Origin of the sequence: Enterococcus aquimarinus, assembly GCF_001885765.1 — a bacterium.
GTDB lineage: Bacteria > Bacillota > Bacilli > Lactobacillales > Enterococcaceae > Enterococcus_I > Enterococcus_I aquimarinus.
Genome location: NZ_JXKD01000003.1, coordinates 64,830 through 87,814, shown reverse-complemented (window position 1 = coordinate 87,814; position 22,985 = coordinate 64,830). Strand labels below are relative to the sequence as shown.

Annotated in this window: 21 protein-coding genes; 17 read left to right on the top strand and 4 right to left on the bottom strand. The window is 38.5% G+C overall.

Going from position 1 to position 22,985, the window contains the following annotated elements:
- Positions 1–5: 5 nt before the first annotated feature.
- The 4 genes from phoU to RU93_RS03385 all read left to right on the top strand — a co-directional run bounded on the left by phoU (position 6) and on the right by RU93_RS03385 (position 3,216).
- Positions 6–683, top strand: coding sequence for a phosphate signaling complex protein PhoU (phoU, locus tag RU93_RS03400; protein ID WP_071874205.1), 678 nt, complete (start codon positions 6–8; stop codon positions 681–683).
- Between the two features lie 226 nt (positions 684–909).
- Positions 910–2,463 (top strand): daptomycin-sensing surface protein LiaX, encoded by a 1,554-nt coding sequence (gene liaX, locus RU93_RS03395; protein WP_071874204.1) that lies wholly within the window; start codon positions 910–912, stop codon positions 2,461–2,463.
- Positions 2,464–2,539: 76 nt separating this feature from the next.
- Positions 2,540–2,851, top strand: coding sequence for a PspC domain-containing protein (locus tag RU93_RS03390; RefSeq protein WP_071874203.1), 312 nt, complete (start codon positions 2,540–2,542; stop codon positions 2,849–2,851).
- The gene (locus RU93_RS03385) at positions 2,851–3,216 is read left to right on the top strand and encodes a phage holin family protein (RefSeq protein WP_071874202.1); all 366 of its coding nucleotides are present in this window, start codon (positions 2,851–2,853) and stop codon (positions 3,214–3,216) included. The genes RU93_RS03390 and RU93_RS03385 overlap by 1 nt, the downstream gene beginning before the upstream one ends.
- A gap of 80 nt (positions 3,217–3,296) precedes the next feature.
- Here RU93_RS03385 and RU93_RS03380 read toward each other — a convergent pair whose 3' ends face one another.
- Complete coding sequence (locus tag RU93_RS03380) at positions 3,297–4,997, bottom strand: M3 family oligoendopeptidase (protein WP_071874201.1); 1,701 nt, start codon at positions 4,995–4,997, stop codon at positions 3,297–3,299.
- A 139-nt stretch (positions 4,998–5,136) separates the two neighbouring features.
- Between RU93_RS03380 and hprK the strand changes: the two genes are divergently transcribed.
- The 6 genes from hprK to RU93_RS03350 all read left to right on the top strand — a co-directional run bounded on the left by hprK (position 5,137) and on the right by RU93_RS03350 (position 10,099).
- A complete protein-coding gene (hprK, locus tag RU93_RS03375; protein ID WP_071874200.1) occupies positions 5,137–6,072 on the top strand; it encodes an HPr(Ser) kinase/phosphatase in 936 nt (311 codons plus the stop codon).
- Positions 6,073–6,083: 11 nt separating this feature from the next.
- Positions 6,084–6,908 carry a prolipoprotein diacylglyceryl transferase gene (gene lgt, locus RU93_RS03370; RefSeq protein ID WP_071874199.1) on the top strand — a complete coding sequence of 275 codons (825 nt, stop codon included), beginning with the start codon at positions 6,084–6,086 and terminating at the stop codon, positions 6,906–6,908.
- Positions 6,909–6,986: 78 nt separating this feature from the next.
- Positions 6,987–8,000 (top strand): NAD(P)H-dependent glycerol-3-phosphate dehydrogenase, encoded by a 1,014-nt coding sequence (locus RU93_RS03365; protein WP_071874198.1) that lies wholly within the window; start codon positions 6,987–6,989, stop codon positions 7,998–8,000.
- A gap of 39 nt (positions 8,001–8,039) precedes the next feature.
- The gene (galU, locus tag RU93_RS03360; RefSeq protein ID WP_071874197.1) at positions 8,040–8,972 is read left to right on the top strand and encodes a UTP--glucose-1-phosphate uridylyltransferase GalU; all 933 of its coding nucleotides are present in this window, start codon (positions 8,040–8,042) and stop codon (positions 8,970–8,972) included.
- A 79-nt stretch (positions 8,973–9,051) separates the two neighbouring features.
- Positions 9,052–9,501 carry a DUF948 domain-containing protein gene (locus RU93_RS03355; RefSeq protein WP_071874196.1) on the top strand — a complete coding sequence of 150 codons (450 nt, stop codon included), beginning with the start codon at positions 9,052–9,054 and terminating at the stop codon, positions 9,499–9,501.
- Entirely contained in the window at positions 9,494–10,099 is a 606-nt protein-coding gene (locus RU93_RS03350) for a YtxH domain-containing protein (protein WP_071874195.1), read from the top strand. The genes RU93_RS03355 and RU93_RS03350 overlap by 8 nt, the downstream gene beginning before the upstream one ends.
- A gap of 158 nt (positions 10,100–10,257) precedes the next feature.
- Here RU93_RS03350 and RU93_RS03345 read toward each other — a convergent pair whose 3' ends face one another.
- Positions 10,258–11,364 (bottom strand): M24 family metallopeptidase, encoded by a 1,107-nt coding sequence (locus RU93_RS03345; RefSeq protein ID WP_071874194.1) that lies wholly within the window; start codon positions 11,362–11,364, stop codon positions 10,258–10,260.
- Between the two features lie 191 nt (positions 11,365–11,555).
- On the opposite strand from RU93_RS03345, the gene ccpA reads away from it, so the two are divergent.
- Complete coding sequence (gene ccpA, locus RU93_RS03340; protein ID WP_071874193.1) at positions 11,556–12,560, top strand: catabolite control protein A; 1,005 nt, start codon at positions 11,556–11,558, stop codon at positions 12,558–12,560.
- A gap of 70 nt (positions 12,561–12,630) precedes the next feature.
- On the opposite strand, the gene RU93_RS03335 is transcribed toward ccpA, so the two are convergent.
- Complete coding sequence (locus RU93_RS03335; protein ID WP_071874192.1) at positions 12,631–15,075, bottom strand: transglycosylase domain-containing protein; 2,445 nt, start codon at positions 15,073–15,075, stop codon at positions 12,631–12,633.
- Between the two features lie 155 nt (positions 15,076–15,230).
- Here RU93_RS03335 and tyrS point away from each other — a divergent pair, with 155 nt between their 5' ends.
- From tyrS to RU93_RS03305, 6 genes are all read left to right on the top strand, one after another.
- Positions 15,231–16,493 (top strand): tyrosine--tRNA ligase, encoded by a 1,263-nt coding sequence (gene tyrS, locus RU93_RS03330; RefSeq protein WP_071874191.1) that lies wholly within the window; start codon positions 15,231–15,233, stop codon positions 16,491–16,493.
- A 75-nt stretch (positions 16,494–16,568) separates the two neighbouring features.
- The gene (locus RU93_RS03325; protein ID WP_071874190.1) at positions 16,569–17,474 is read left to right on the top strand and encodes an AEC family transporter; all 906 of its coding nucleotides are present in this window, start codon (positions 16,569–16,571) and stop codon (positions 17,472–17,474) included.
- Between the two features lie 76 nt (positions 17,475–17,550).
- A complete protein-coding gene (locus RU93_RS03320; protein ID WP_071874189.1) occupies positions 17,551–18,444 on the top strand; it encodes a deoxyribonuclease IV in 894 nt (297 codons plus the stop codon).
- Between the two features lie 132 nt (positions 18,445–18,576).
- Complete coding sequence (locus tag RU93_RS03315) at positions 18,577–18,792, top strand: YneF family protein (RefSeq protein WP_071874188.1); 216 nt, start codon at positions 18,577–18,579, stop codon at positions 18,790–18,792.
- Between the two features lie 68 nt (positions 18,793–18,860).
- Positions 18,861–20,612, top strand: a complete 1,752-nt coding sequence (locus RU93_RS03310; protein WP_071874187.1) for an ABC transporter ATP-binding protein — start codon at positions 18,861–18,863, stop codon at positions 20,610–20,612.
- Positions 20,609–22,393 carry an ABC transporter ATP-binding protein gene (locus RU93_RS03305; protein ID WP_071874186.1) on the top strand — a complete coding sequence of 595 codons (1,785 nt, stop codon included), beginning with the start codon at positions 20,609–20,611 and terminating at the stop codon, positions 22,391–22,393. Before RU93_RS03310 ends, RU93_RS03305 begins: the two co-directional genes overlap by 4 nt.
- 68 nt (positions 22,394–22,461) lie before the next feature.
- On the opposite strand, the gene RU93_RS03300 is transcribed toward RU93_RS03305, so the two are convergent.
- A complete protein-coding gene (locus RU93_RS03300; protein ID WP_071874185.1) occupies positions 22,462–22,935 on the bottom strand; it encodes a glutathione peroxidase in 474 nt (157 codons plus the stop codon).
- Positions 22,936–22,985 lie beyond the last annotated feature (50 nt).

Below are 22,985 nucleotides of genomic sequence, written 5' to 3'. Positions count from 1 at the left end.
GACGAATGTTACGAACACAATTTGAAGAAGATTTATTGAACTTACATAATCAATTTTATGAAATGGGAATGCTCGTAAGTAAAGCAATTCATAATTCCGTTCAAGCTTATGTGAAACATGACAGACGCTTAGCAGAAGAAGTGATTGCCCAAGATGAGATGATTAACCAATTAGAAGTCCGTTTAGAGAAAAAAAGTTTTGAAATGATTGCCCTTCAGCAACCAGTCACTACTGATTTGCGTCGCATCATTACCGTGATGAAAGCCAGTTCGGATTTAGAACGGATGGGGGATCATGCGGTTTCGATTGCAAAATCAACGATTCGTGTTAAAGGTGAAAACCGTATTCCGGAAATCGAGAAGGAAATGAATGACATGTCTGATTACGTCAAAAAGATGGTAGACAATGTCTTGATTGCGTATGTGAAGACGGATAAAGACGATGCTAAATTGATTGCGAAAATGGATGATCAAGTCAACGAATGGTACAGCAACATTTACTATCAAACGATTGAAGCAATGAAAAATGATTCGGAATTAATCGTGATGGGGACTGAATATATTAATATTGCCCAATATTTAGAACGAATTGGTGATTATGTGACCAATATTTGTGAGTGGATCGTTTACCTCGCAACCGGTAAAATTAGTGAGTTAAACTCTAATCGTGATGAATTTTTCTAAAAAATAGTTAATTAAGATGAACCAATAACCAAAGACGGCTGTCAGTTTCGTCTTTGGTTATTGGTTATTTTTGACTCTACAAAAAAATGACAAGTCCTTATCAATTGTTATAGCGAAATCTATCTAAAATTGGTACTTAAGACCTATGATTTCTTTCGAGAAAAGGGGCATAATAGGGATACAAGGTAAACTTGTACTAAAATATTTGCTTGAGGAGGCAATTTCCATGAACGAAAGAGAAAGAATATTGGAATTAGTCAAAAAAGGTGTGCTTTCTACGGATGAAGCCTTAGACTTATTGGAAGAAATGGGCAAAAAAATACAATCTGAAACGACTGAAACCCAAAATGAAGAGACGCAGCATTCAGTAGATAATATAATGGACGATACAGCATTTGAACATACAGAAGAATCACAAGAAGACGAGGAAGATCGTCAAGCGCAAGATCAAAAAAATTTAGAGGACATTTTAGATCGTTTAGCGACCGAATCAAATCAAGCTTCTGTTGATTTAGATGAAGTGATGGTTGAAATCGATGGTTTAAAAACAACTTTAGCTGAAGTAAGAGAAGCGTTGATGGAATTAAATACGAAAGAAGAGTTAGATGCTCTTACGGAAGCGGAACTAGAAGTTCGCATCGCGTTAGAAGAAGAAATTAAAGAATTAGAATGGACATTGTCCGAGTTATATGACGAAAAAGCAAATTTAGAAGGGCAACTAAAAAACATTCGTCGATCTCAGTGGTCACAAAAGAAAGAAGAATTTCAACAAAAGATGGATATTCCTGAAGATTGGAAAGAACAAGCCAACGAAACGTTTAGCCAAGTTGGTGAGAAAGTGGTAGATGTCACGAACCAAATGGGGAAATTCTTGAAAAAGACATTTAAAACAGTTTCACAAAGTGTCAGCGAAAATGTTGAATGGAAAGATATTAACGTTAAATTCCCAGGTGTTGCGACAACGAAATTAGAAAAAGAGTACCTCTTTGAAGAGGTGACGGCAACGATTTTAGATATCCAAGTAGCCAATGGACAGTTACAATTTAAATTTTGGGATAAAGAAGAAATTAAAGTTGAAACGATGATTAAACTCTATGGTAAAATGGATGCTGCGACACCGCTTGCTGCTTTTGAAGAACGCAGCCAAATTGATCTGACAGAAGATCGTTTCGTGTTTAAAGTACCAAATAAACGAGTTCGGGTTGATGCGATTTTTTACTTACCGCAAAGAACGTATGACTATGCGGCTTTTAAATTATTAAACGGTGACCTCGAAATTCAAGGGTTTGAAGTCAAGGACATTTATGTAAAATCAACCAATGGGGATGTCACGTTAGAAGAGCTTAAGGCGTCGATGCTTGAAATTTCGGGGGTAAATGGCAATATCACGATTTGTTCTGGCAGAATCATTGATTCAATCATTGATTCCGTCAACGGTTCTGTTCGCATGAAGAGTATACCAGAAAACCTAAGCGTGAATTTAGTGAATGGTGATATTCGTTTGACGTTAAATGATGAAACGTTACGTCGATTAAAAGCGAACACGGTCAATGGAGATGTTAAAATTGCGCTACCGCTCAAACAAGGACTGGAAGGCACGGCAACTTCTAGTTTAGGAAAGATTCATAACCGTTTAACAGACTTCGAAGTCGTTCGTGAAAAAAATGAGCGCATGAACCAATTGTTACAATTCCGTCGTGTGACTGATGAAATGGCAACAATCGAATTGACAAGTACTACAGGAAATATTTATTTAAAAAATAGCGAAGAAACAATTTAAATTAGAACGGACAATTCGATAATCCTTCAAAATAGAAAATTGATTATCATTGTTTCAATCAGGGAAGGTGGAAAATATGCAACGAAAATTAACAAAATCAAAAACAAACGTGGTTCTTACTGGAACATTAGCAGGAATTGCTGACTATATCAAAGTCGATCCAACGATTGTTAGAATTCTATTCGTCTTTATTTCATTAATGGGCATGGGATCACCAATTTTACTCTATATCCTATTGGCGATTATCATTCCTTCACCAAAAAAGACGCAACAATTTTATGGACACGATAATCCCTATTATCGAGGAAATCAAGCGCAAGGGAATAAAAAAACAACTTCACGCAAAGAAGCTGAGAAAGTAGACGAAGACGACTGGAGTGATTTCTAGTGACCTATTTTCAACGTGTGGTGGTGAATGTTCTAGCCTTCATCTCTCTTACCGTGTTGTTTCCAGAGATGATTTTTGTCAAAAGCTTTACAACCGCAATCGTCGCTAGTCTTGTTCTCTCAGTGTTGAATGTGCTTATCAAACCAATCTTAATGATTATCTCGTTCCCGTTGACACTCTTAACGTTAGGATTCTTTAGTTTTGTAGTGAATGCCATCATGTTGCAGTGGACGTCTCATTTAGTCGGACCATATAACTTTGGTTTTTCTTCTTTTGGCGCTGCAATTTTGGTAGCGATGATTTTATCTTTCGTGAATATGATTGTCAATCAGCGTCAATTAGAGAAATATACACGTCAATCCTGACCCAGAATAATGAAGTGAATGAAATGAAAGATAAAAAGCCAGGAACACGAGTCACGACTTGTGTTCCTGGCTTTTCTTATTTATTGAATTTCTTCTTCACTCACATGGGTTAAATACTCATCCACAATCGTAATGGTTTCGTCAAGCGCGCCTGCTTCAAATGGCGAACGCAAGTGTGCGATATCGAGAATCTCTAAGAATGTTTTTGTTCCACCGACTTGGCAAATCGCTAAGTAATCTTGCCAAGCTGTTGGATCTTGTTCGACATTGAATCTTTTCCAAAATTGGAAGGCACATACTTGAGCCAACGTATAATCAATATAGTAAAATGGTGAAGTAAAAATATGTCCTTGACGGAACCAATAAATCCCTTTTTCCATTTCCGGAAATAAGTCATAGTTGCGTTCTGGACAATATTGTTTTTCTAATTCACGCCAACAAGCATTTCGCTCTTCAGCTGTCCATGTCGGATTTTCGTAGACTTTTTGTTGGAAGTGATCCACTAAGACACCGTATGGTAAAAATTGTAAAGCGCTCGCTAAGTGATTAAATTTATACTTATTTGTTTGATCTTCAAAGAAAGATTCCATCCAGGGCCAAGCAATAAATTCCATGGACATCGAATGAATTTCACAAGACTCGTAGTTCGGAAAGACAATTTCGGGTTCATTAATCCAGCGAGACTCATATGTCTGGAAAGCATGACCGGCTTCATGGGTCAAGACATCAACATCATGCGACGTGCCATTAAAATTCGCAAAGATAAAAGGTGATTGATAATCTTGGATATAAGTACAATAGCCGCCTGCTTGTTTTCCTGTTTTACTTAATAAGTCCAGTAAATTTCTTTCAACCATAAAGTCAAAGAATTCTCCTGTTTCTGGTGCGAGTTCATGATACATGATTCGTGCTTTTTCTACTAATTCTTCGGGCGTACCAAGAGGTGTGGCATTTCCTGTTGGAAAAACGAGTGATAAATCATGGAAGTTGAGTTGTTCGAGACCGTTACGCTGAGCTTGTCGCTGATAAAGTTTTTGTGTTACGGGTACAATTTTCTTTAAAACTTCCGAACGATACGTTTCAATCATTGGACGATCATAATCCCAACGATTCATCAAGACATCGGCAAAAGCGACATAATTATCAAAACCAAGTGAAGTCGCGATTTGCGTCCGAGTTTTGATCATATTGTCATAAATTGTTTCAAATTCGTTGGCATGTGTCGCATAAAATTCGACGACTTTCTCAGTTGCTCGACGGCGTGTTTTTTCATCCACACTTTGAGTTAAAGGGGTAATCTGAGACAGCGTATAGATGTTTCCATCAAAATCAATTTGAGCAGAAGCAACGAGTTTAGAGTAATCGGAACCTAGTTGATTTTCTTCTTGAAAAAGAGGAATTAAATCTGGATGGAACGTTTTGATACGACTTTGAGCGTATAAGAAAAGTGTCGCTGGAAAATGTTCTTTTAAAGCTGCTAACAAAGGTGATGCGAGCAATGTTTGATAGAACTCAAAATCTAGCCCTTGGAAATGGGGTTGATAGTCATTCCAAAATTGATCTTCTTCCTCATAAAATGTGTCATTCGTATCGATAGAATAACGAATGGTCGCTAAATTATAAGCGGTTTCAACCTGTGCGCGTAATTCATTTAGATGACTGACGGCGGCTGTTGCGCTCTCAATCGATGTTGCTTCGGATAATTGTTGTAGTGCTTTGGAAAATTCTGTTCGATACTCTTCGTAGTTAGGACGAAGGTATTCGTAGTTGTTAAAATTCATCGTTAAATGCCTCCTTTTTCTAAATGATAGCATAAAATATGAAAAAAAAATGATAAAGTTTATCATTGGTAGTATCTTTTCCTTGAGAGTGATAAAATGATAAAATAGACAGAAAAATGTTTAGAAAAGAGGATGGAAGATGTCAGAGGTAGTCAAAGTCAGTGAATTAGTCCAATTTCTAGGACTTGAAATTGTAACAGGAGATGAAGAAGCATTAACTCGTCATATTACAACGGGTGATATTTCTCGTCCAGGATTAGAATTAACGGGATATTTTAATTATTATTCTCATAATCGTCTCCAATTATTTGGTAATAAGGAAATCACCTTTGCTCAGCGCATGACAGAAGATGAGCGTTTGATGGTGATGAGACGGATGTGTTGTGAGGATACTCCGGCATTTATTGTTTCTCGTGGATTAGAAGTATCCAAAGAAATGGTCCAAGCTTGTGATGAATATAAAATTCCCTTATTACGATCAAAAATCTCAACATCACGCTTGATGGGTGAATTATCGTCTTATTTAGAAGGAGAACTCGCACCAAGAACGAATGTCCATGGTGTCCTAGTCGATGTTTACGGTCTCGGCGTTTTGATTCAAGGTGACAGTGGCATTGGAAAAAGTGAAACCGCATTAGAACTTGTCCAACGAGGCCATCGCTTAATTGCCGATGACCGTGTGGATATTTACAAGCAAGATGAACTCACGTTAATTGGTGAACCAGCCAAAGTATTGGAACATTTAATTGAAATTCGTGGCGTAGGAATCATTGATGTGATGAATCTTTTTGGTGCAAGTGCGGTTCGAGGTTCGATGGAAGTCCAACTGGTCGTCTACTTAGAGAATTGGACCCAAGAAAAAACGTATGATCGTTTAGGTTCTGCCGATGAAATCGTTCAATTGGGTGGCGTTGACATTCCGCGCATCAAAATTCCTGTAAAAACAGGACGTAATGTCTCGATTATCGTGGAAGTAGCCGCGATGAATTTCCGAGCAAAATCAATGGGATATGATGCGACGAAAGAATTTGAATCGCGCTTATCGCGTCTCATTGAAGAAAATTCAGGAATTTAAGGAGTGGAAAAATGATCAATCGTGTAGCTTTTGATTTATTTGGTATTGAAATTTATTGGTATGCTTTAATTATTGTTTTTGGTATTGTGGTTGCCATGTGGTTAAGTACGCGTGAATCGATTCGCGTTAACCTCAAACCAGATGATGTTTCAGATTTTATGTTAGTCGGTTTACCAGTCGCTTTTATTGGGGCACGACTGTATTATGTTCTTTTTAACATCGGACCATATTTGGAAGAACCAATGCAAATTTTTAACCTTCGATCTGGGGGTCTAGCCATTTATGGTGGATTAATTGCGGGTGGAATCTGGCTTTACTTTTTTTGTCAAAGAAATTTCATCTCTCCATGGACGTTTCTTGACATTGCCACGCCCAATATTCTCTTAGCGCAAGGGATTGGTCGTTGGGGGAACTTTATGAACCACGAAGCGTATGGTGGTAAGACGACACGAGCGTTTCTAGAAAGTCTTTATTTACCGAATTTTATTATTGAAAATATGAATATTGACGGCGCGTATCGTCAACCAACATTTTTATATGAATCGCTTTGGAATTTTTTAGGCTTCATCGTACTGATTCTCTTACGTAAGCAAAAAAATCTTTTCAAACAAGGCGAAATAGCGATCGCTTATGTCATCTGGTATAGCTTTGGACGCTTTTGGATTGAAGGGATGCGGACGGATAGTTTGTATTTAGTCGGTGATATTCGCGTATCACAAGTGCTATCGCTCGTGTTATTTTTCGGAGGATGGGCTGTTTTAATCTGGCGTCGTAAAACAAATCCAAACTTAAAATTTTATAATCGTTCATATGGGCCAAATGAATCACTTATTTAACAGATATTTTTCAATAAATATGCTAGAATTTGAATAGGCACCAATTACAACGCAAGAATATTTAAGGAGGTTTCCACTGTGAAACAAAAAATTGCTGTTTTAGGTCCGGGCTCGTGGGGCACTGCATTAGCACAAGTTTTATCAGAAAATGGCCACGAGGTGATTTTGTGGGGGAAAAATCCTGAACAGATTAACGAGATCAATGAAAAACATACGAATCACTATTATTTACCAGAATTAGTTCTGCCAAAAAATATCCGCGCGACCCTGTCTTTAGAAGAAGCAGTTACCGGAGCGGATAGCATTCTTTTTGTTATTCCAACAAAAGCGATTCGAGAAACAGCGCGCCAACTGACACCATTACTTCAAAATAAGCCGTCTATTATTCACGCTTCAAAAGGCCTAGAACAAGGAAGTCACAAACGGATATCGGAAATCTTAGCGGAAGAAATCCCTGTTGAATCCCGTAAAGAAATTATCGTATTATCCGGTCCTAGTCACGCAGAAGAAGTCGCGGTCCATGACATTACAACGATTACAGCAGCAAGTAAAAGCCTTGACGCTGCAACGTACGTTCAACGATTATTTATGAACGATTATTTTCGAGTTTATACCAATCAAGATGTTATCGGAGTAGAAATGGGAGCGGCCTTAAAAAATATTATCGCTTTAGGAGCTGGGGCGATGGTCGGGCTTGGTTTTGGTGATAATGCGAAAGCAGCTATTATGACCCGTGGGTTAGCCGAGATTAGTCGTCTAGGCGTCGCGATGGGTGCCAATCCGTTGACATTTATTGGGTTAAGCGGTGTCGGAGATTTAATTGTAACGTGTACAAGTATTCACTCACGTAACTGGCGGACAGGTCATTTGTTAGGCCAAGGAGAATCTCTTGAGACCGTATTAGAAAATATGGGAATGGTTGTTGAAGGTGTTTCAACAACGAAAGCGGCGATGGAACTATCACAACAACTAGGCGTGGAAATGCCGATTACTGAAGCCATTTATCAAGTATTATACGAAGGTCAAAATATCCAATCTGCTTTAAAAGCGATTATGCTACGTGATGGCAAAACAGAAAACGAATATACTTAAGGAGTTTTTGAGATGAAAGAGGCAAAGGAGACTTGCAAAATGAAAGTTCGTAAGGCGGTTATTCCAGCAGCAGGTTTAGGCACACGTTTTTTACCTGCTACAAAAGCGATGGCCAAAGAAATGTTACCGATTGTTGATAAGCCGACAATCCAATTTATTGTGGAAGAGGCTTTAAAATCAGGAATTGAAGATATTATTATTATAACTGGAAAAGCAAAGAGACCTATTGAAGATCATTTTGATGCGAATTTAGAATTAGAAACAAACTTAAAAGAAAAAGGCAAAGCAGAATTATTAAAATTAGTCGAAGAAACAACGGATATTAATTTACATTTTGTTCGTCAAAAACATCCGCTCGGTCTCGGTCATGCGGTACTTCAAGCCAAATCATTTATTGGGAACGAGCCTTTTGTGGTAATGTTAGGAGACGACCTGATGGAAGATGAGATTCCCTTGACGAAACAGTTAATGATGGACTACGAAGAGACTCATGCGTCTGCTATTGCGGTTATGGAAGTCCCTCATGAAGAGACGAATAAGTATGGCATTATTAACCCAGGTGCAGAAGTTTCGCCAGGACTCTATAATGTAAAGAATTTTGTTGAAAAACCAAAGGCAGAAGAGGCACCAAGTAACTTAGCGATTATTGGTCGTTACTTATTAACGCCTGAGATATTTAGTGTATTAGAAAATCAAGAGCCTGGTGCAGGAGGTGAAATTCAATTAACGGATGCAATCGATACATTGAATAAAACACAACGCGTGTTTGCTCGTGAATTTAAAGGGACACGTTATGATGTCGGAGATAAATTCGGTTTTATGAAGACAAGTATCGAATATGGGTTAAAACATCCTGAAGTGCAAGATAGTTTAACGGACTATATTATCGAACTAGGTCAAAAATTATCAAAAGAAAAAAAAAGAAAAGATCCCGTTATACAAGAAGAGATAAAGAAAGATCTTAACGAGTAATAACGTCTACAAAATCTATTATTTACAAGAACTGAGCTTATTTTTGCTAAAAAATTTGAAAAAGAAAAGGGGTTAAACAATGTCAGGAGGAGAAATTGCTGCCTTAATTGCAGCGGGAGCATTTGCAGTACTGGTTGTTGCAGTCGTACGGTTACTAGGACAAATTGGTAAAACGGTCCAAAAAGCGGAAACAACTGTTACACAAGTCAATCAAACGATTCAAGTAGTGACTAGAGACGTGGATATTTTAGTCCGAGAAGTTGAAGGATTACTAGTGAAAAGTAACGAATTAATGGGAAAAGTCAATCAGAAAGTCGAAACAATTGACCCATTATTTGATGCTGTAGCCGATTTAAGTACGAGCGTTTCTGACCTGAATGCATCCGGTAGAGAAATGGCAACTCGTTTTGCCACAATGGGAAAATCTGTGACCCAAGCAAGTATCATTGGAAAAGTGAGTCAAGCGACAATTAACCGCTTTAAACATAATCAAACGAAAGCAAATAATGGAGGGAAAGTATATGAGTAAAAAAAGTGGATTTTTATTAGGTGCAATTGTTGGAGGAACAGCAGCAGCCGTAGCCGCATTGATTTTAGCACCAGAGTCAGGCAAAGACTTACGGAATCGTTTAGCAAGACAAGTCGATGATTTATTAGATACGGCTTCTGATTATACTGATGACACGGTAGAAAAAGGCCAAGATATGAAGCAAACAATTAAAGATAAAACGACGATTTATACAAAACGATTGGAAGAGTTAGCAGAAATGCTAAAAGAAAAAGTTTCAGATGTAGTGGATGAAGTAACAGATCATTCCGACGATATTTTATCAGAAATAGAAGAGGAAGTAGCTGAAATAAGCGAAGAAATGTCGGTTTCAGATGAGACTAGTGAAGCGATTGAAGATATTATCATCCCAATGGCTGAAGAAGTCGAAGACATTGTCATCGATTTGGCGTCTGAAGAAACAGAAGAATTAGCCGCGGATGACCATGAGGACGTATTGGAAGACGACGTGATTGTTGAAGCAATTGAAGAAGAAGAACTTGAAGAGAAAATTGAAGAACTTAAAGAAGTGATTGAAGAAAATAATCCAGATCACGAACAGGAATCAGCAACGCATTAAGACATAAATGTCGCTCAATCTTAATACAGTAAAAAAGCAAGCTCACTGTGCTTGCTTTTTTACTGTATTACTTTTAGTGTAGACGACTGATATTTGTATCATGCTTCAAATCCTTTACAAGTCATCTGGGAACATGACAAGTGCCATAGATGCTGATTTTATCCACCAATAATTGTTAACTCTTTGGTTGTTTTTGTAAAAGGTAAGCAGCCATCTTTGGTTACGTAGACACAATCTTCAATTCTGACACCGACTTGATTAGGGATATAAATACCTGGCTCAATTGAGAAACACATTCCTTCTTTGATTACCAAATCATTTCCTTCGACAATGGAAGGAAATTCATGGACGCTGGTTCCAATTCCATGGCCTAAGCGATGATTAAAGTATGAACCATAGCCTGCGTCCTCAATGACATCGCGCGCAACTTTGTCCAATTGACTCGCGGTAATCCCTGGTTTTACCGCTTCTTGAGCCGCTAACTGGGCTTTTAGAACAAGTGCATAAATTTCTTCCTGGAAGGCAGTAGGCTCTTTGTAGGCGACAGTTCTGGTTGCATCACTGCAATAGCCATTCCATACCACACCTAAATCAAATAGCACGAATGAATGATCGACTAAACGTGTTTGGTTCGGTGTACCGTGGGGATCCGCTGCCCGGGATCCAGTCAGTACCATCGTGTCAAAGGACATTTGTGAGACGCCTTTTCGTTTGAGTTGATATTCAATTTCCGCTACGATTTCTTGTTCGCTAATGCCTGCTTGAATCGCTGAAAACCCAACTTCAAACGCAACATCTGCCCATGAGCCTGCTTCTAAAAGTCCGCTGATTTCGTTTGGTGTTTTGATTAATTGCATTTGTTGCATAAAAGGTGAAATATCGCTGGTAAAAGCAGTATTAGGGAAATAACTTGTCAGTTCTTCGTAACGATCGACAGAAAGAGCTGCTTTTTCTAATGCGCAAATTTGTGGACTCCCATAGCGCAAAAGGATTTCTTTCGCTATTATTTTAAATGGTTCTTCTGTATCTAAATACCCTACAACATCTTGATTCCAAGGACTCTTCTTAGCGGCTTCGACTTCTAAAGCGGGTGTAAATAAAAAAGGCTCTTGGTCTAACGAAATGAAAAGTGCCAGTACACGTTCATGTGGATCACTATGGTAACCTGTCAAATAAGCAATTGATTGAGGATTGCTGATATAGGCTAGGGGAATCTTTTGTTCATTCAACCATTCTTTTAGTTCATTGATTTTTTGGATGTTCATCTTAATCCTTCTTTCTCTTTTTCTTACTATCATTATACTATGAATGAGAAAATTAACTACTTAGATTTAATTTTCATGAAAATGAAACTAAAACGGTTGCAAATAAACCAAATCTTTGCTATTCTAACTAAGAAATGTAAACAACATTTTCTGAAAATAAAAATAAATTAATTTAAAAGGAGAAATGTCAGATGGATAAACAAACAATTACCATTTATGATGTAGCGCGTGAAGCAAACGTCTCAATGGCAACCGTTTCTCGTGTCGTAAACGGAAACCCAAACGTGAAACCAGCTACTCGTAAAAAAGTATTAGAAGTCATCGATCGTCTTGATTACCGACCAAATGCAGTTGCGCGTGGTCTAGCAAGTAAAAAAACAACAACGGTGGGGGTCATTATTCCCGATGTAAGTAACATGTTCTTTGCCTCCTTAGCTCGTGGAATTGATGATGTCGCAACAATGTACAAATACAACATTATTTTAGCGAATTCTGACGGTGATAACTTGAAGGAAGTTAACGTATTAAATAATTTGTTAGCCAAACAAGTTGATGGTGTTATCTTTATGGGACATCGAATTACAGATGAAGTCCGTGGCGAATTTTCTCGCTCGAAAACACCAGTTGTTTTAGCAGGCTCGATTGATCCAGATCATCAAGTAGGTAGTGTAAATATTGATTACTTCGAAGCAACAAAAGATGCCATTTCATTACTTGCAAAAAATGGCAATCAAAAAATTGCCTTTATTAGTGGGGCATTAATTGATGCTATTAATGGTCAACAACGAATCGTCGGCTATAAAGAAGGTTTGAAAGAAAACCAATTAGAATACAATGAAGGATTAGTCTTTGAATCACGTTATTCGTTTAATGACGGTTTAGCTTTAGTCGATCGCTTATTAAATAGTGGGGCAACAGCAGCTTATGTGACGGATGATGAATTAGCAATTGGTATTTTAGATGGTTTAATTGACAAAGGAATCAAAGTTCCTGAACAATTTGAAATCATTACGAGCAATAACTCGTTATTAACACAAGTCGCTCGTCCAAAACTATCAAGTGTGACGCAACCGCTTTATGATATCGGTGCGGTTTCAATGCGTTTATTAACAAAATTGATGAACAAAGAAGAAGTCGAAGAAAAAACAATTATCTTACCTTACGGCATTGCTGAAAGAGGTTCTACCAAAAATTAACACGCAAAAAAAGGGCCGGCTCAAGTTTGATTGAGTCAGGCCCTTTTTTGTGTGTTGCTAATCAGTCGTCCTAATCATTTTCTTTTTCAGTCTCAGTGTCATCTTTCTTCTCATCGTCTGCTTCTTTTTCTTCTTTTTTATCTTCTTCTTTTTCGTCCGTTTTCTTCTCGTCCTCGGTCTCTTTTTTAGGAGTCGTCGGTTTCGGTTTTGGTTTTGGAATCACTTTTTTCCAATAGTCTGCGTAATTGGCATCTGTACCACCAATTCCAAAGCGGAAGCTAAGATCTGCAGGACCATTTTTAGCCCAATAAGAAGTTGTTGTTTCAGTCGGAGTATTGAAAGTAGTGTTGTTAACCGTCATTGTCCCACCAGGTTTTACGCCGGTAAAAGTGGCAACGTTGGCTTTAATCACACTTGAATCGAGATTGAATTTCTTATTTGTTCCAATAACTTCTGGTTTTGCTTGATAAATCGCGTTGGCAAGATGAGCCATGTAATTTGCGGTACGAGCACCACCATACGAATCGGAGGGTTTGCTATCTTCTCGCCCTGACCAACTACTTAAAGTGATTTCAGGTGTCGAAAGAACAAGCCATGAGTCAACGTTCTCATCGGTTGTTCCTGTTTTTCCGACCCAATCGGCATTACCTAGATTCCAATCTAAGTTGCTCATCTGATATTTCACATCAGTGGTGAATGCGTCGGTAATAACACTCCGGAGTAAATCAATCGTAATCGATGCTGCCGCTTTTGAAAAGACTTGGACAGGTGCGGCTTCATGTTGATAATACACATTTCCCTCAGAATCGGTAATGGATTCAATTAAGTAGCCTTCTTCGTAGACGCCACCATTTGCGAGCGTTTGAAATCCGTTTGTTTGTTCCAAAGTAGTGATTTCGGTTACCCCAAGTGGCGCAGCAGCGTATTGCCACACTGGCGTTTCTGGAAAGTTCATTTTTTTCAAGTATTGTTGATAGACGGCATCAGGTGTTCCCATGTTTTCCAAAGTATGTTGATACAGATGGTGAGCTGGAATGTTATCAGAACGAACGATTGCTTCTCGGACAGTCTCAAATGTTTTTGACCCTGCATTCGTCGCATTTAAGATCGGCGTTCCGGCATCTTCACCGTTTTGCCAAGTCGTTGGGAAATCGGACACACGCGTTTCGCTACCAACTAAACCTTGGTCAATCGCCGGTGCATAAACGAGCACGGGTTTGATGGCAGAACCGGCTTGACGTTTTGAACTAAAGGCATGATTGTAAGAATTCTTGTCGTAATCGCGTCCGCCAATAAAACCAAGAATACGTCCAGTTTTATTTTCCATTAGAACATTTCCGACTTCAATCGTGGCACCAGCCCAATTATCTAGATAGGATCCGTAATTTGCGACTGCATTTTGCATCGCATTGTAAATTGTTTTATCAATCGTTGATTGAACGGTGTACCCACCGTTTGCTAATAATTGGTTAGCGCGTTCTAAATATTGAGCCTGAACGTCTTCTTTCGCAAATTCTTCTTCAGATAGCTTGTTATCTTCCGCTAATTTTTGCGCAACGATTGAAGCTGCTTCTCCCATAATGGCATAATATAGGAAATTTTGATCTTCTTGCTCGATTGCTTGTGGTTCAATAAAATCTGCGGCTAAGTCATAGGCTAGAGCTTCTTCGTATTCTTCTTTTGTAATATCATGATTGCGATACATACTAAACAAGACAAAATCTTTTCGTTCTAAGCCATATGCTAAATATTCCGCCTCTTTAATCTCTCCTGTATTTGAATACGGGCTGTAGACAATCGGACTTTGCGGTAATCCTGCAATAAAGGCTGCTTGAGGCAAATTCACTTCACTGGCATTCACACCAAAAATTCCTAGCGCGGCTTCTTGCACACCTGCAATATTTTGACCGCGGTTGTTACGTCCAAAAGGAGAAACATTTAAATACATCGTTATAATTTCTTCTTTTGTAAAAGAGGTTTCAACTTCAGTGGCTAGCAAAATTTCATTGGCTTTTCGGCTAAAGGTCGTTTCATTGCTTAAAATTTGCTGTTTGACCAATTGCTGCGTGAGCGTGGAGCCCCCACTACTACCAAAACCTGTGACTTCGGAAGCCAGCGCGCGAATGACCGCTTTTGGCACAATCCCATTATGCTCGTAGAAATGCTCATCTTCTGTGGCAATAATGGCCGTTGTAATCAGCGGTGAAATCTCATCGAAGGAGACATTCGTCCGTAAAAGATCTGAGCGGATAGTAGCGATTTGACTATTATCGTTATAGGTTAATTGGGATGTTTGTGTCATCTCACCCAGATCACGTTGTAATTGTTTCTTTTCGGGAAGTTTCGTATCTTCAACTAAGTACGTAAAATAACCAATTCCAATACCTGCACCTAATGCGCCTCCAATCACTAGAAAGGAGATACCAACTAGCAAAATAGAGTAGAACACCCGCAATACCACATTTAAATAAAAGAAGGGGGATTGTTCGGTTCGTTGTTTCTTTGGTTTGGGCAAAATTGTCACCTCATTTTTAAAATTTGTAACGCTATTATTATATCAAAAAACGATTCTAATAGATAGAAATGTCGTTAAATTTGAAAATTACCTTTTCTTTCCTTAATCTTTCAGTTAAGATTAGCATTATCACCAATTGCAAGGAGGAATTTTAAATGGTATCAGGCTTTTTTCACGAATTAAAAGATCGTGGATTGATCCATCAAACAACAGATGAGGTCGCATTAGAAAAACAACTAAATGAAGAGACAGTGAAATTATATGTTGGTTTTGACCCGACTGCCGATAGTTTACATATTGGTCATTTACTTCCCGTGTTAATGTTGCGTCGTTTTCAACAACACGGACATGTGCCAATTGCGTTAGTGGGCGGTGGTACAGGAATGATTGGCGATCCTTCATTTAAAGATCAAGAACGTCAATTAAATACACTCGATACAGTTAAAAACTGGTCTGAAAGTATTAAGCATCAACTTTCGCGCTTCATTGATTTTGAAGATGCAACGAATCCAGCAGTCATTGCCAATAATTATGATTGGTTAGGAGAAACACTACTAATCGATTTCTTGCGTGATGTTGGAAAGCATTTTACGATTAACTACATGATGAGTAAAGAAAGCGTCAAACGTCGTATTGAGACAGGGATTTCATATACGGAATTTGCGTATCAATTACTCCAAGCGTACGATTTTCTAAAATTATATGAAACTCATGGTTGTCTCTTACAACTCGGCGGGAGCGATCAATGGGGAAATATTACAGCAGGAATTGAATTGTTGCGTCGTGAAAAAGAAGTGCAAGGTTTTGGTTTGACAATGCCCTTAATTACCAAAGCAGATGGCACAAAATTCGGAAAAACAGAAGGCAATGCCGTTTGGTTAGATGCCGAAAAAACAACCCCTTACGAATTTTATCAATTTTGGATTAATACAGATGACCGCGATGTCATTAAATTCTTGAAATATTTCACTTTCTTAAGTTTAGAAGAAATTGCAGCGATTGAGACAGAATTCTTGGCAGCACCGGAATCACGTCTTGCACAAAAGAAATTAGCCGAAGAAGTGACCAGCTTAGTACATGGTCAAGAAGCGTATGAACAAGCTTTACGCATTTCGCAAGCGCTCTTTAGTGGAGACATTAAAGGTCTTTCTGGTGAAGAGATTAAACAAGGATTTAAAGGTGTTCCGACTTATAACGTGACACAAGAAGATGATTTAGCACTTGTGGAGCTCTTAATTACAGCCAATGTCGTGCCTTCTAAGCGCCAAGCGCGTGAAGATATCAAAAATGGTGCCATTTACATTAATGGTGAACGAATCCAAGAGCTTACTTACGTGATCAGTGAGAGCGATAAAATCGACCGTCATTCAACCGTTATCCGTCGTGGGAAGAAGAAATATCATTTGTTACAATTTTAAGTTTAATGGATAGAAAGAATTGAGGCGCTGTCGATTACGACAATGCCTCAATTTTGATTAGAAGGAGTGAAGTCAATGGTCGACATTATTTTGCAAGCTATCAGTTTGTTTTTCATGATTTTTTTAGGATTCATCATGAAACGGGTCGGGATTTTACAAAAAAATGATGGCACAATGATTGCCAGAATTATTATGAATATTACGTTACCAGCAGTGATTATCGTGAATTTTATCGATTTAAAAATGGATAAAAAGTTATTATTATTTACGTTACTAGCTCTTATTTGGTTTATGCTCCAACTGTTACTGGCCTATCTTTATTCTAGGAAAAAAAATCCACAAGCCAAAGCCCTTTATCTGTATGGGGCCTCTGGGTTTAATATTGGGAACTTTACACTACCTTTTGTGCAAAGTATCGCACCACTGGGCATTCCGCTTATTTCCATGTTTGATGTGGGGAACAATTTGTTACTCTCAGGTGGGAATAAGATTATCGTGGATCAAGTGATTGGTCATTCCACGAAAGTTCGCTTCAAACACGTTTTTTCGCAATTAGCTAAATCGGTTCCTTTTGTGTGTTATCTCGTGATGTTTTTTCTTCGATACTTCGCCATCGATTTACCTGAAGTGGTCAAAATTGTAACGCAACCGGTAGCGTCGTCGAATGTATTCTTATCGATGTTTATGATTGGCTTATACTTGGAGTTCCGCTTACCAAGAGATTCGATAAAAGAAGTGATTGGTGTGTTAGCGTTACGCTATGGAATTGGTTTTTCAGTCATTGCACTGTTATACTTCTTACCGTTAAGTGACTTAATCAAATCAATGCTAAGTTTGTTAGCACTCACCCCAATTCCCTTATTTGGTATTATGTTTGCGGTAGCTTCTGGTGTAAAAGAAGAAGTGTTAGGTTTTGCTGCTTCGATGAGTTTCTTATTGAGTTTACCGTTAATGACGATTGTCTTGCTGGTTTATGCTTGAAATGTAAGCAAATGTATTGTTAAATTGGACTTCTTCCTTCATACTTTGAAAGGAAGAGATAAGAGGAGGAATAAACATGTTATTAGGATCACACGTCTCAATGAATGGGAAAAAAATGTTACTGGGTGCTGCAGAAGAAGCAGCCAGTTATGACGCTTCTACTTTTATGATTTATACTGGTGCCCCGCAAAATACGCGCCGTAAAGCAATCGAAGAAATGAATATTGAAGCGGGTACTGCCTTTATGAAAGAACACGGAATGAGTCATATGGTGATTCATGCTCCTTATATTATTAATTTAGGCAATACCGTAAAAGTCGAGAATTTTGGCTTTGCGACACAATTTTTGCGCGATGAAATTATCCGTTCGCAAGCATTAGGAGGCACTCAAATCACCATGCATCCAGGTGCGCATGTCGGTGCGGGTCCGGACGCTGCGATTGCGCAAATTGTGAAAGGATTGAATGAAGTCTTAACTGCTGATCAAATTCCGCAAATTGCCCTCGAAACGATGGCAGGTAAAGGGACGGAAATCGGCCGTAGTTTTGAAGAAATTGCGCGCATTATTGACGGCGTGACACTAAACGAAAAATTATCGGTTACGTTGGATACGTGTCACATTCATGATGCTGGTTACAATGTCAGAGAGGATTTTGACGGTATTTTAAATGAATTTGATAAAATCATTGGTTTGGATCGCTTAAAAGTCATTCATATTAATGATTCCAAGAACATTCAAGGCGCGAAAAAAGACCGCCACGCCAATATTGGTTTTGGTGAAATTGGTTTTGAGGCCTTACATAAAATTGTTCATCATCCGCAATTAGCTCATTTACCTAAAATTTTAGAAACCCCTTATGTGGGCGAAGATAAGAAAAATAAAAAGCCGCCATATGCCTTTGAAATTGCGATGTTAAAGAGTGGTGTGTTTGATCCTATTTTATTAGAAAAAATTGAGAATCAAGGATAAAAGATAGCTTTACTTGCATAATCAGTAAAAAAAGCTCTTTCTTTTAAAATCTTTACCGATTGCGCCTTTTCTTTTGTTTTAATATCTAGTAAAATGTTTAGTTGAGAGTATTCGTAAGGAAGGAGTGTTACCATGAACTGGGGACTAGCTATTTTATTTATTGCAATCGGTGCAGCGATCGGTGCCGTCGGTGGTTTCTTTCTTGCACGTAAATACATGCAAGATTATTTAAAGAAAAACCCACCAATTAATGAAGATATGTTGCGCACAATGATGTTATCAATGGGTCAAAAGCCTTCTGAAAAGAAAATACGTCAAATGTTGCAACAAATGAAAAATCAAAAATAAACGATTTTTTAAACGGGCTGATTATAGCCTGTTTTTTTTTAGGAGAGAAAAAATAAAGGAGTGTTAAAATGTCTATTTTTCGCAAATTAAGTTGGTTCTTTAAAGAAGAGAAAAAGCACTATCTGCTAGGGGTTTTTGCGCTCGTAGTCGTTGCGATTGTGCAACTTGTTCCCCCGAAAGTAATTGGAATTATTATTGATAAAATCGCAGCCGATGAAATTAATCTTCAAGAAATTTTTGCCTGGATTGGTTTATTACTGCTAGCCGCCATTGCGCAATACGTCTTTCGTTTCATTTGGCGAACGAACATCTGGGGGAGCGCCGCACGTTTAGAAAGAAGTCTGCGTCGTCAGTTGTTTCATCATTTCACCCAAATGGATCACTTGTTTTACCAAAAATACCGGACCGGTGATTTAATGGCTCATGCAACCAATGACTTATCAGCAATTCAAAATGTGGCAGGTGCCGGAATTTTAACGTTTGCTGACTCGATGATTACCGGTGGCATGACCTTGATTGCGATGATGATTTTTGTGGATTGGCGTTTAACCTTGATTGCGCTGATTCCCTTACCGTTATTAGCGGTCGCTTCACGCGTCTTAGGCTCAAAGTTACATGATGCGTTTCGGGATTCCCAAGAAGCCTTCTCGTCGATTAATGATAAAGCACAAGAAAGTATTACAGGCATGAAAGTCTTGAAGACATTCGGTCAAGAGCAAGAAGATATTGCCGAATTTACCGAAAAAGTCCAACAAGCGATTCAAAAAAATCGACGAGTGAACTTTTTAGACGCCCTGTTTGACCCAGTCATTACACTAATTATTGGGTTGTCTTATGTTTTAACAATCATCGTAGGTGGACAATTTATTATGAATGACATTATCACGATTGGACAATTGGTTTCATTTGTGAGTTATATTGGGATGCTGATTTGGCCGATGTTTGCCATTGGTCGTCTGTTTAATGTTTTGGAACGAGGCAATGCGAGTTACGATCGTGTTTCAGAGTTACTAGGGGAGAAAACGCATATTGTCGAAGCATTTAATGCGCGGAAAGAACCTGCTAAAGGGAATATCATGCTTGATTTAGCTTCTTTCACGTATCCAGATGCTGATACAACAGCCCTAGAAGAGATTCAAATTTCACTAAAAGAAGGAACTGTTTTAGGCATCGTTGGCAAGACGGGCGCCGGTAAAACAACGCTCTTAAAATTGTTAATGCGTGAGTATGATCATTACGAAGGCACGATTTTATTTGGTGGGCATAATATTAAAGACTATACCTTAGACGCTTTATTGCAATCAATGGGGTATGTGCCACAAGATCACTTCTTATTTTCGATGAGTATTCGGGATAATATTCGTTTTGCGAATCCGCAGTTACCACAAGAGCGTGTCAATCAAGCGGCTGAATTAGCAGGCATTCATTCGGATATCGAAGCCTTCTCGCAAGGATATGATACATTAGTCGGAGAGCGTGGTGTGTCCCTATCAGGCGGACAAAAGCAGCGCATTTCAATTGCCCGTGCCTTAATTACGAATCCTGAATTATTGATTTTAGATGATGCCCTGTCGGCCGTCGATGCGAAAACGGAAGAAGTCATTCTTTCTAATTTAAAAGCGTATCGTCAAAACAAAACAACGATTATTGCGGCTCATCGATTGAGTAGTGTCATGCATGCGCAAGAGATTATTGTCTTAGATGAAGGAAGAATCGTCGAGCGTGGTGTTCATGAAACGTTAATCACAACAGGTGGTTGGTATCAAAAAATGTGGGAAAAACAACAGTTAGAAGCTAAAATTGAAGGGGGAGAAGAATGATGGAAAAAAAGCAATCCGAATGGGCAACATCAATGCCCTTTAAAGAACAACTCGTTGTGATTAAACGCTTGTTTGCTTATGCGAAACCGTTTAGAATGACGTTTATCATCGCTATTGGTTTTGCACTTGTTTTAGCGACAATTAATGTTTTAATGCCAAGAATTTTGCAAACGTTGATTGATCGCTATTTAACGACCCAAAGTGCAACGTTACAAATTATTTTGTTTTTTGCGATGCTATATTTATTAGGGACGATTTTGAAAGCTGTCATTTGGTTCTTTCAATGGTTTTTATACTCCAATGCGTCACTCCAAAGTTATCAACATATTCGTGTCAAATTATTTGAAAAATTACATACCCTCGGGATGCGTTATTTTGATCAAACGCCGGCAGGATCCGTTGTCTCAAGAGTTTCTAACGACACGGAAACCTTATTTGAATTTTGGCACGTTTTCTTAACCGTGTTAACCGGGATTTTTGCGGTCGTATCATCGTTTATTGCGATGTTTCAAATTAATCAAAAAATTGCCCTACTCATCTTAGCTTTCTTGCCAATTCTCGGGTTTGTGATTTGGTATTATCAAAGTTTTAGTTCCCGTGTTTATCGCCAAATGCGTGAGAAATTAAGTCAATTAAATACAAAATTGAATGAATCGATTTCAGGTATGCAAATTATTCAACAATTCCGACAAGAAAGACGGTTCATGAAAGAATTCGAAGAGACGAATGACGAGTACTTAGCTACCCGATACGCGATGATTAAGATGAACTCCCTCTTATTGGGCCCAATTATCAGTCTACTTTATACATTTGCTTTAGCGGTCGTCTTAACGGCTTTTGGGTTCAACGCCATGCAATCACCCGTTGAAGTCGGGTTAATCTTTGCCTTTACAACCTACGTTCAAACATTTTTTAATCCTATGACACAAATGATGGACTTTTTAAGTACGTTTACGGATGGAATCGTAGCGGGTAGTCGTGTGTTGCGAATTATGGATGAGACAGAGTACACGCCCCAACAAAAAGACAACGCCCGTGCGAAAATCATCGAAGGAAAAATTGAATTTCGAAATGTGACGTTTTCTTATGATGGGAAGGTGAATGTGTTAGAAAATATTTCGTTTATCGTAAATCCCGGAGAAACGGTTGCGTTAGTCGGGCATACCGGGAGTGGTAAAAGTTCGATTATTAACATCTTAATGCGTTTTTATGAATTTGGCGAAGGTCAAATTTTAATAGACGATCAAGATATTCGTGATTTTTCTTTGGAAGAATTAAGACAAAAAATGGGCTTGGTTTTACAAGATGCCTTTATGTTTTATGGGAATATTGCCGATAATATCCGCTTGTTGAATAAAGAGATTACGGATGAAGAAGTCGTTCAAGCGGCAAAATTTGTCCAAGCAGATCGCTTTATTGAAAGCTTACCAGATACTTATTATTCAAAAGTGATCGAGCGTGGTGCGAGTTATTCGAGTGGGCAACGACAATTAATTTCGTTTGCACGAACGATGGTGATGAAACCTAAGATTTTAGTTTTGGATGAAGCGACGGCCAATATTGACACCGAGACAGAGAGTCTGATTCAACAAGGCTTGACGAATATGCGACAAGGCCGGACAACGATTGCCATTGCGCATCGCTTGTCGACGATCCGTGATGCGAATTTAATTTTAGTCTTAGACAAAGGGAAGATTGTCGAACGTGGAAATCACGACGAATTAGTTCAGTTCGACGGCTTATACTCGGCGATGTATCAACTGCAAAGTAGTGACGTCTAAGTTTCACAAAACACCTTTAAATTAGTGCAACAAAAAAGACAACGACTGTGAGATCGTTGTCTTTTTTGTTAGCCTAATGCTTTTTCGATAGGGTCGATCATTTCTTTTGGACTTGTTTTTGGAGCGAAACGCTCAACGACTTCTCCTTCACGATTGATTAAGAATTTTGTGAAATTCCATTTGATATCGTTCGTTAAGAGACCAGGTGCTTGTTCTTCTAAGTAGAGAAACAAAGGATCGGCTTCTTTGCCGTTAATCACTGTTAGTGTATGCATTGGGAACGTTACACCATAAGTCATTCGACAAGCTTCTGCAGCTTTTTCTCCTGAATCGGGTTCTTGATGAAATTGATTCGATGGGAAGCCTAAAATGACGAGACCTTGATCTTTATAGGTCTGGTAGATGGCTTCTAGTTCTTTAAATTGAGGGGCTAACCCACATTTTGTTGCTGTATTGACAATCACAATGACTTTGCCTTTGTATTGTTCGAGAGAGTAAATTTCTCCTGTTTCCAAAGTAGCATTAAATTGATAAATTGACATCGTATTCATCTCCTTTTTTTAAGTATACAAGATATAAAAAAAAGATGATA

Bases quoted from the DNA above. Each gene is read 5' to 3' on its own strand.
- RU93_RS03300 (WP_071874185.1), bottom strand. From the start codon at position 22,935: ATGTCAATTTATCAATTTAATGCTACTTTGGAAACAGGAGAAATTTAC.
- galU (WP_071874197.1), top strand. From the start codon at position 8,040: ATGAAAGTTCGTAAGGCGGTTATTCCAGCAGCAGGTTTAGGCACACGT.
- RU93_RS03315 (WP_071874188.1), top strand. From the start codon at position 18,577: ATGAACTGGGGACTAGCTATTTTATTTATTGCAATCGGTGCAGCGATC.
- tyrS (WP_071874191.1), top strand. From the start codon at position 15,231: ATGGTATCAGGCTTTTTTCACGAATTAAAAGATCGTGGATTGATCCAT.
- RU93_RS03355 (WP_071874196.1), top strand. From the start codon at position 9,052: ATGTCAGGAGGAGAAATTGCTGCCTTAATTGCAGCGGGAGCATTTGCA.
- RU93_RS03345 (WP_071874194.1), bottom strand. From the start codon at position 11,364: ATGAACATCCAAAAAATCAATGAACTAAAAGAATGGTTGAATGAACAA.
- lgt (WP_071874199.1), top strand. From the start codon at position 6,084: ATGATCAATCGTGTAGCTTTTGATTTATTTGGTATTGAAATTTATTGG.
- liaX (WP_071874204.1), top strand. From the start codon at position 910: ATGAACGAAAGAGAAAGAATATTGGAATTAGTCAAAAAAGGTGTGCTT.
- RU93_RS03325 (WP_071874190.1), top strand. From the start codon at position 16,569: ATGGTCGACATTATTTTGCAAGCTATCAGTTTGTTTTTCATGATTTTT.
- ccpA (WP_071874193.1), top strand. From the start codon at position 11,556: ATGGATAAACAAACAATTACCATTTATGATGTAGCGCGTGAAGCAAAC.
- RU93_RS03350 (WP_071874195.1), top strand. From the start codon at position 9,494: ATGAGTAAAAAAAGTGGATTTTTATTAGGTGCAATTGTTGGAGGAACA.
- RU93_RS03390 (WP_071874203.1), top strand. From the start codon at position 2,540: ATGCAACGAAAATTAACAAAATCAAAAACAAACGTGGTTCTTACTGGA.
- hprK (WP_071874200.1), top strand. From the start codon at position 5,137: ATGTCAGAGGTAGTCAAAGTCAGTGAATTAGTCCAATTTCTAGGACTT.
- phoU (WP_071874205.1), top strand. From the start codon at position 6: ATGTTACGAACACAATTTGAAGAAGATTTATTGAACTTACATAATCAA.
- RU93_RS03310 (WP_071874187.1), top strand. From the start codon at position 18,861: ATGTCTATTTTTCGCAAATTAAGTTGGTTCTTTAAAGAAGAGAAAAAG.
- RU93_RS03380 (WP_071874201.1), bottom strand. From the start codon at position 4,997: ATGAATTTTAACAACTACGAATACCTTCGTCCTAACTACGAAGAGTAT.
- RU93_RS03320 (WP_071874189.1), top strand. From the start codon at position 17,551: ATGTTATTAGGATCACACGTCTCAATGAATGGGAAAAAAATGTTACTG.
- RU93_RS03305 (WP_071874186.1), top strand. From the start codon at position 20,609: ATGATGGAAAAAAAGCAATCCGAATGGGCAACATCAATGCCCTTTAAA.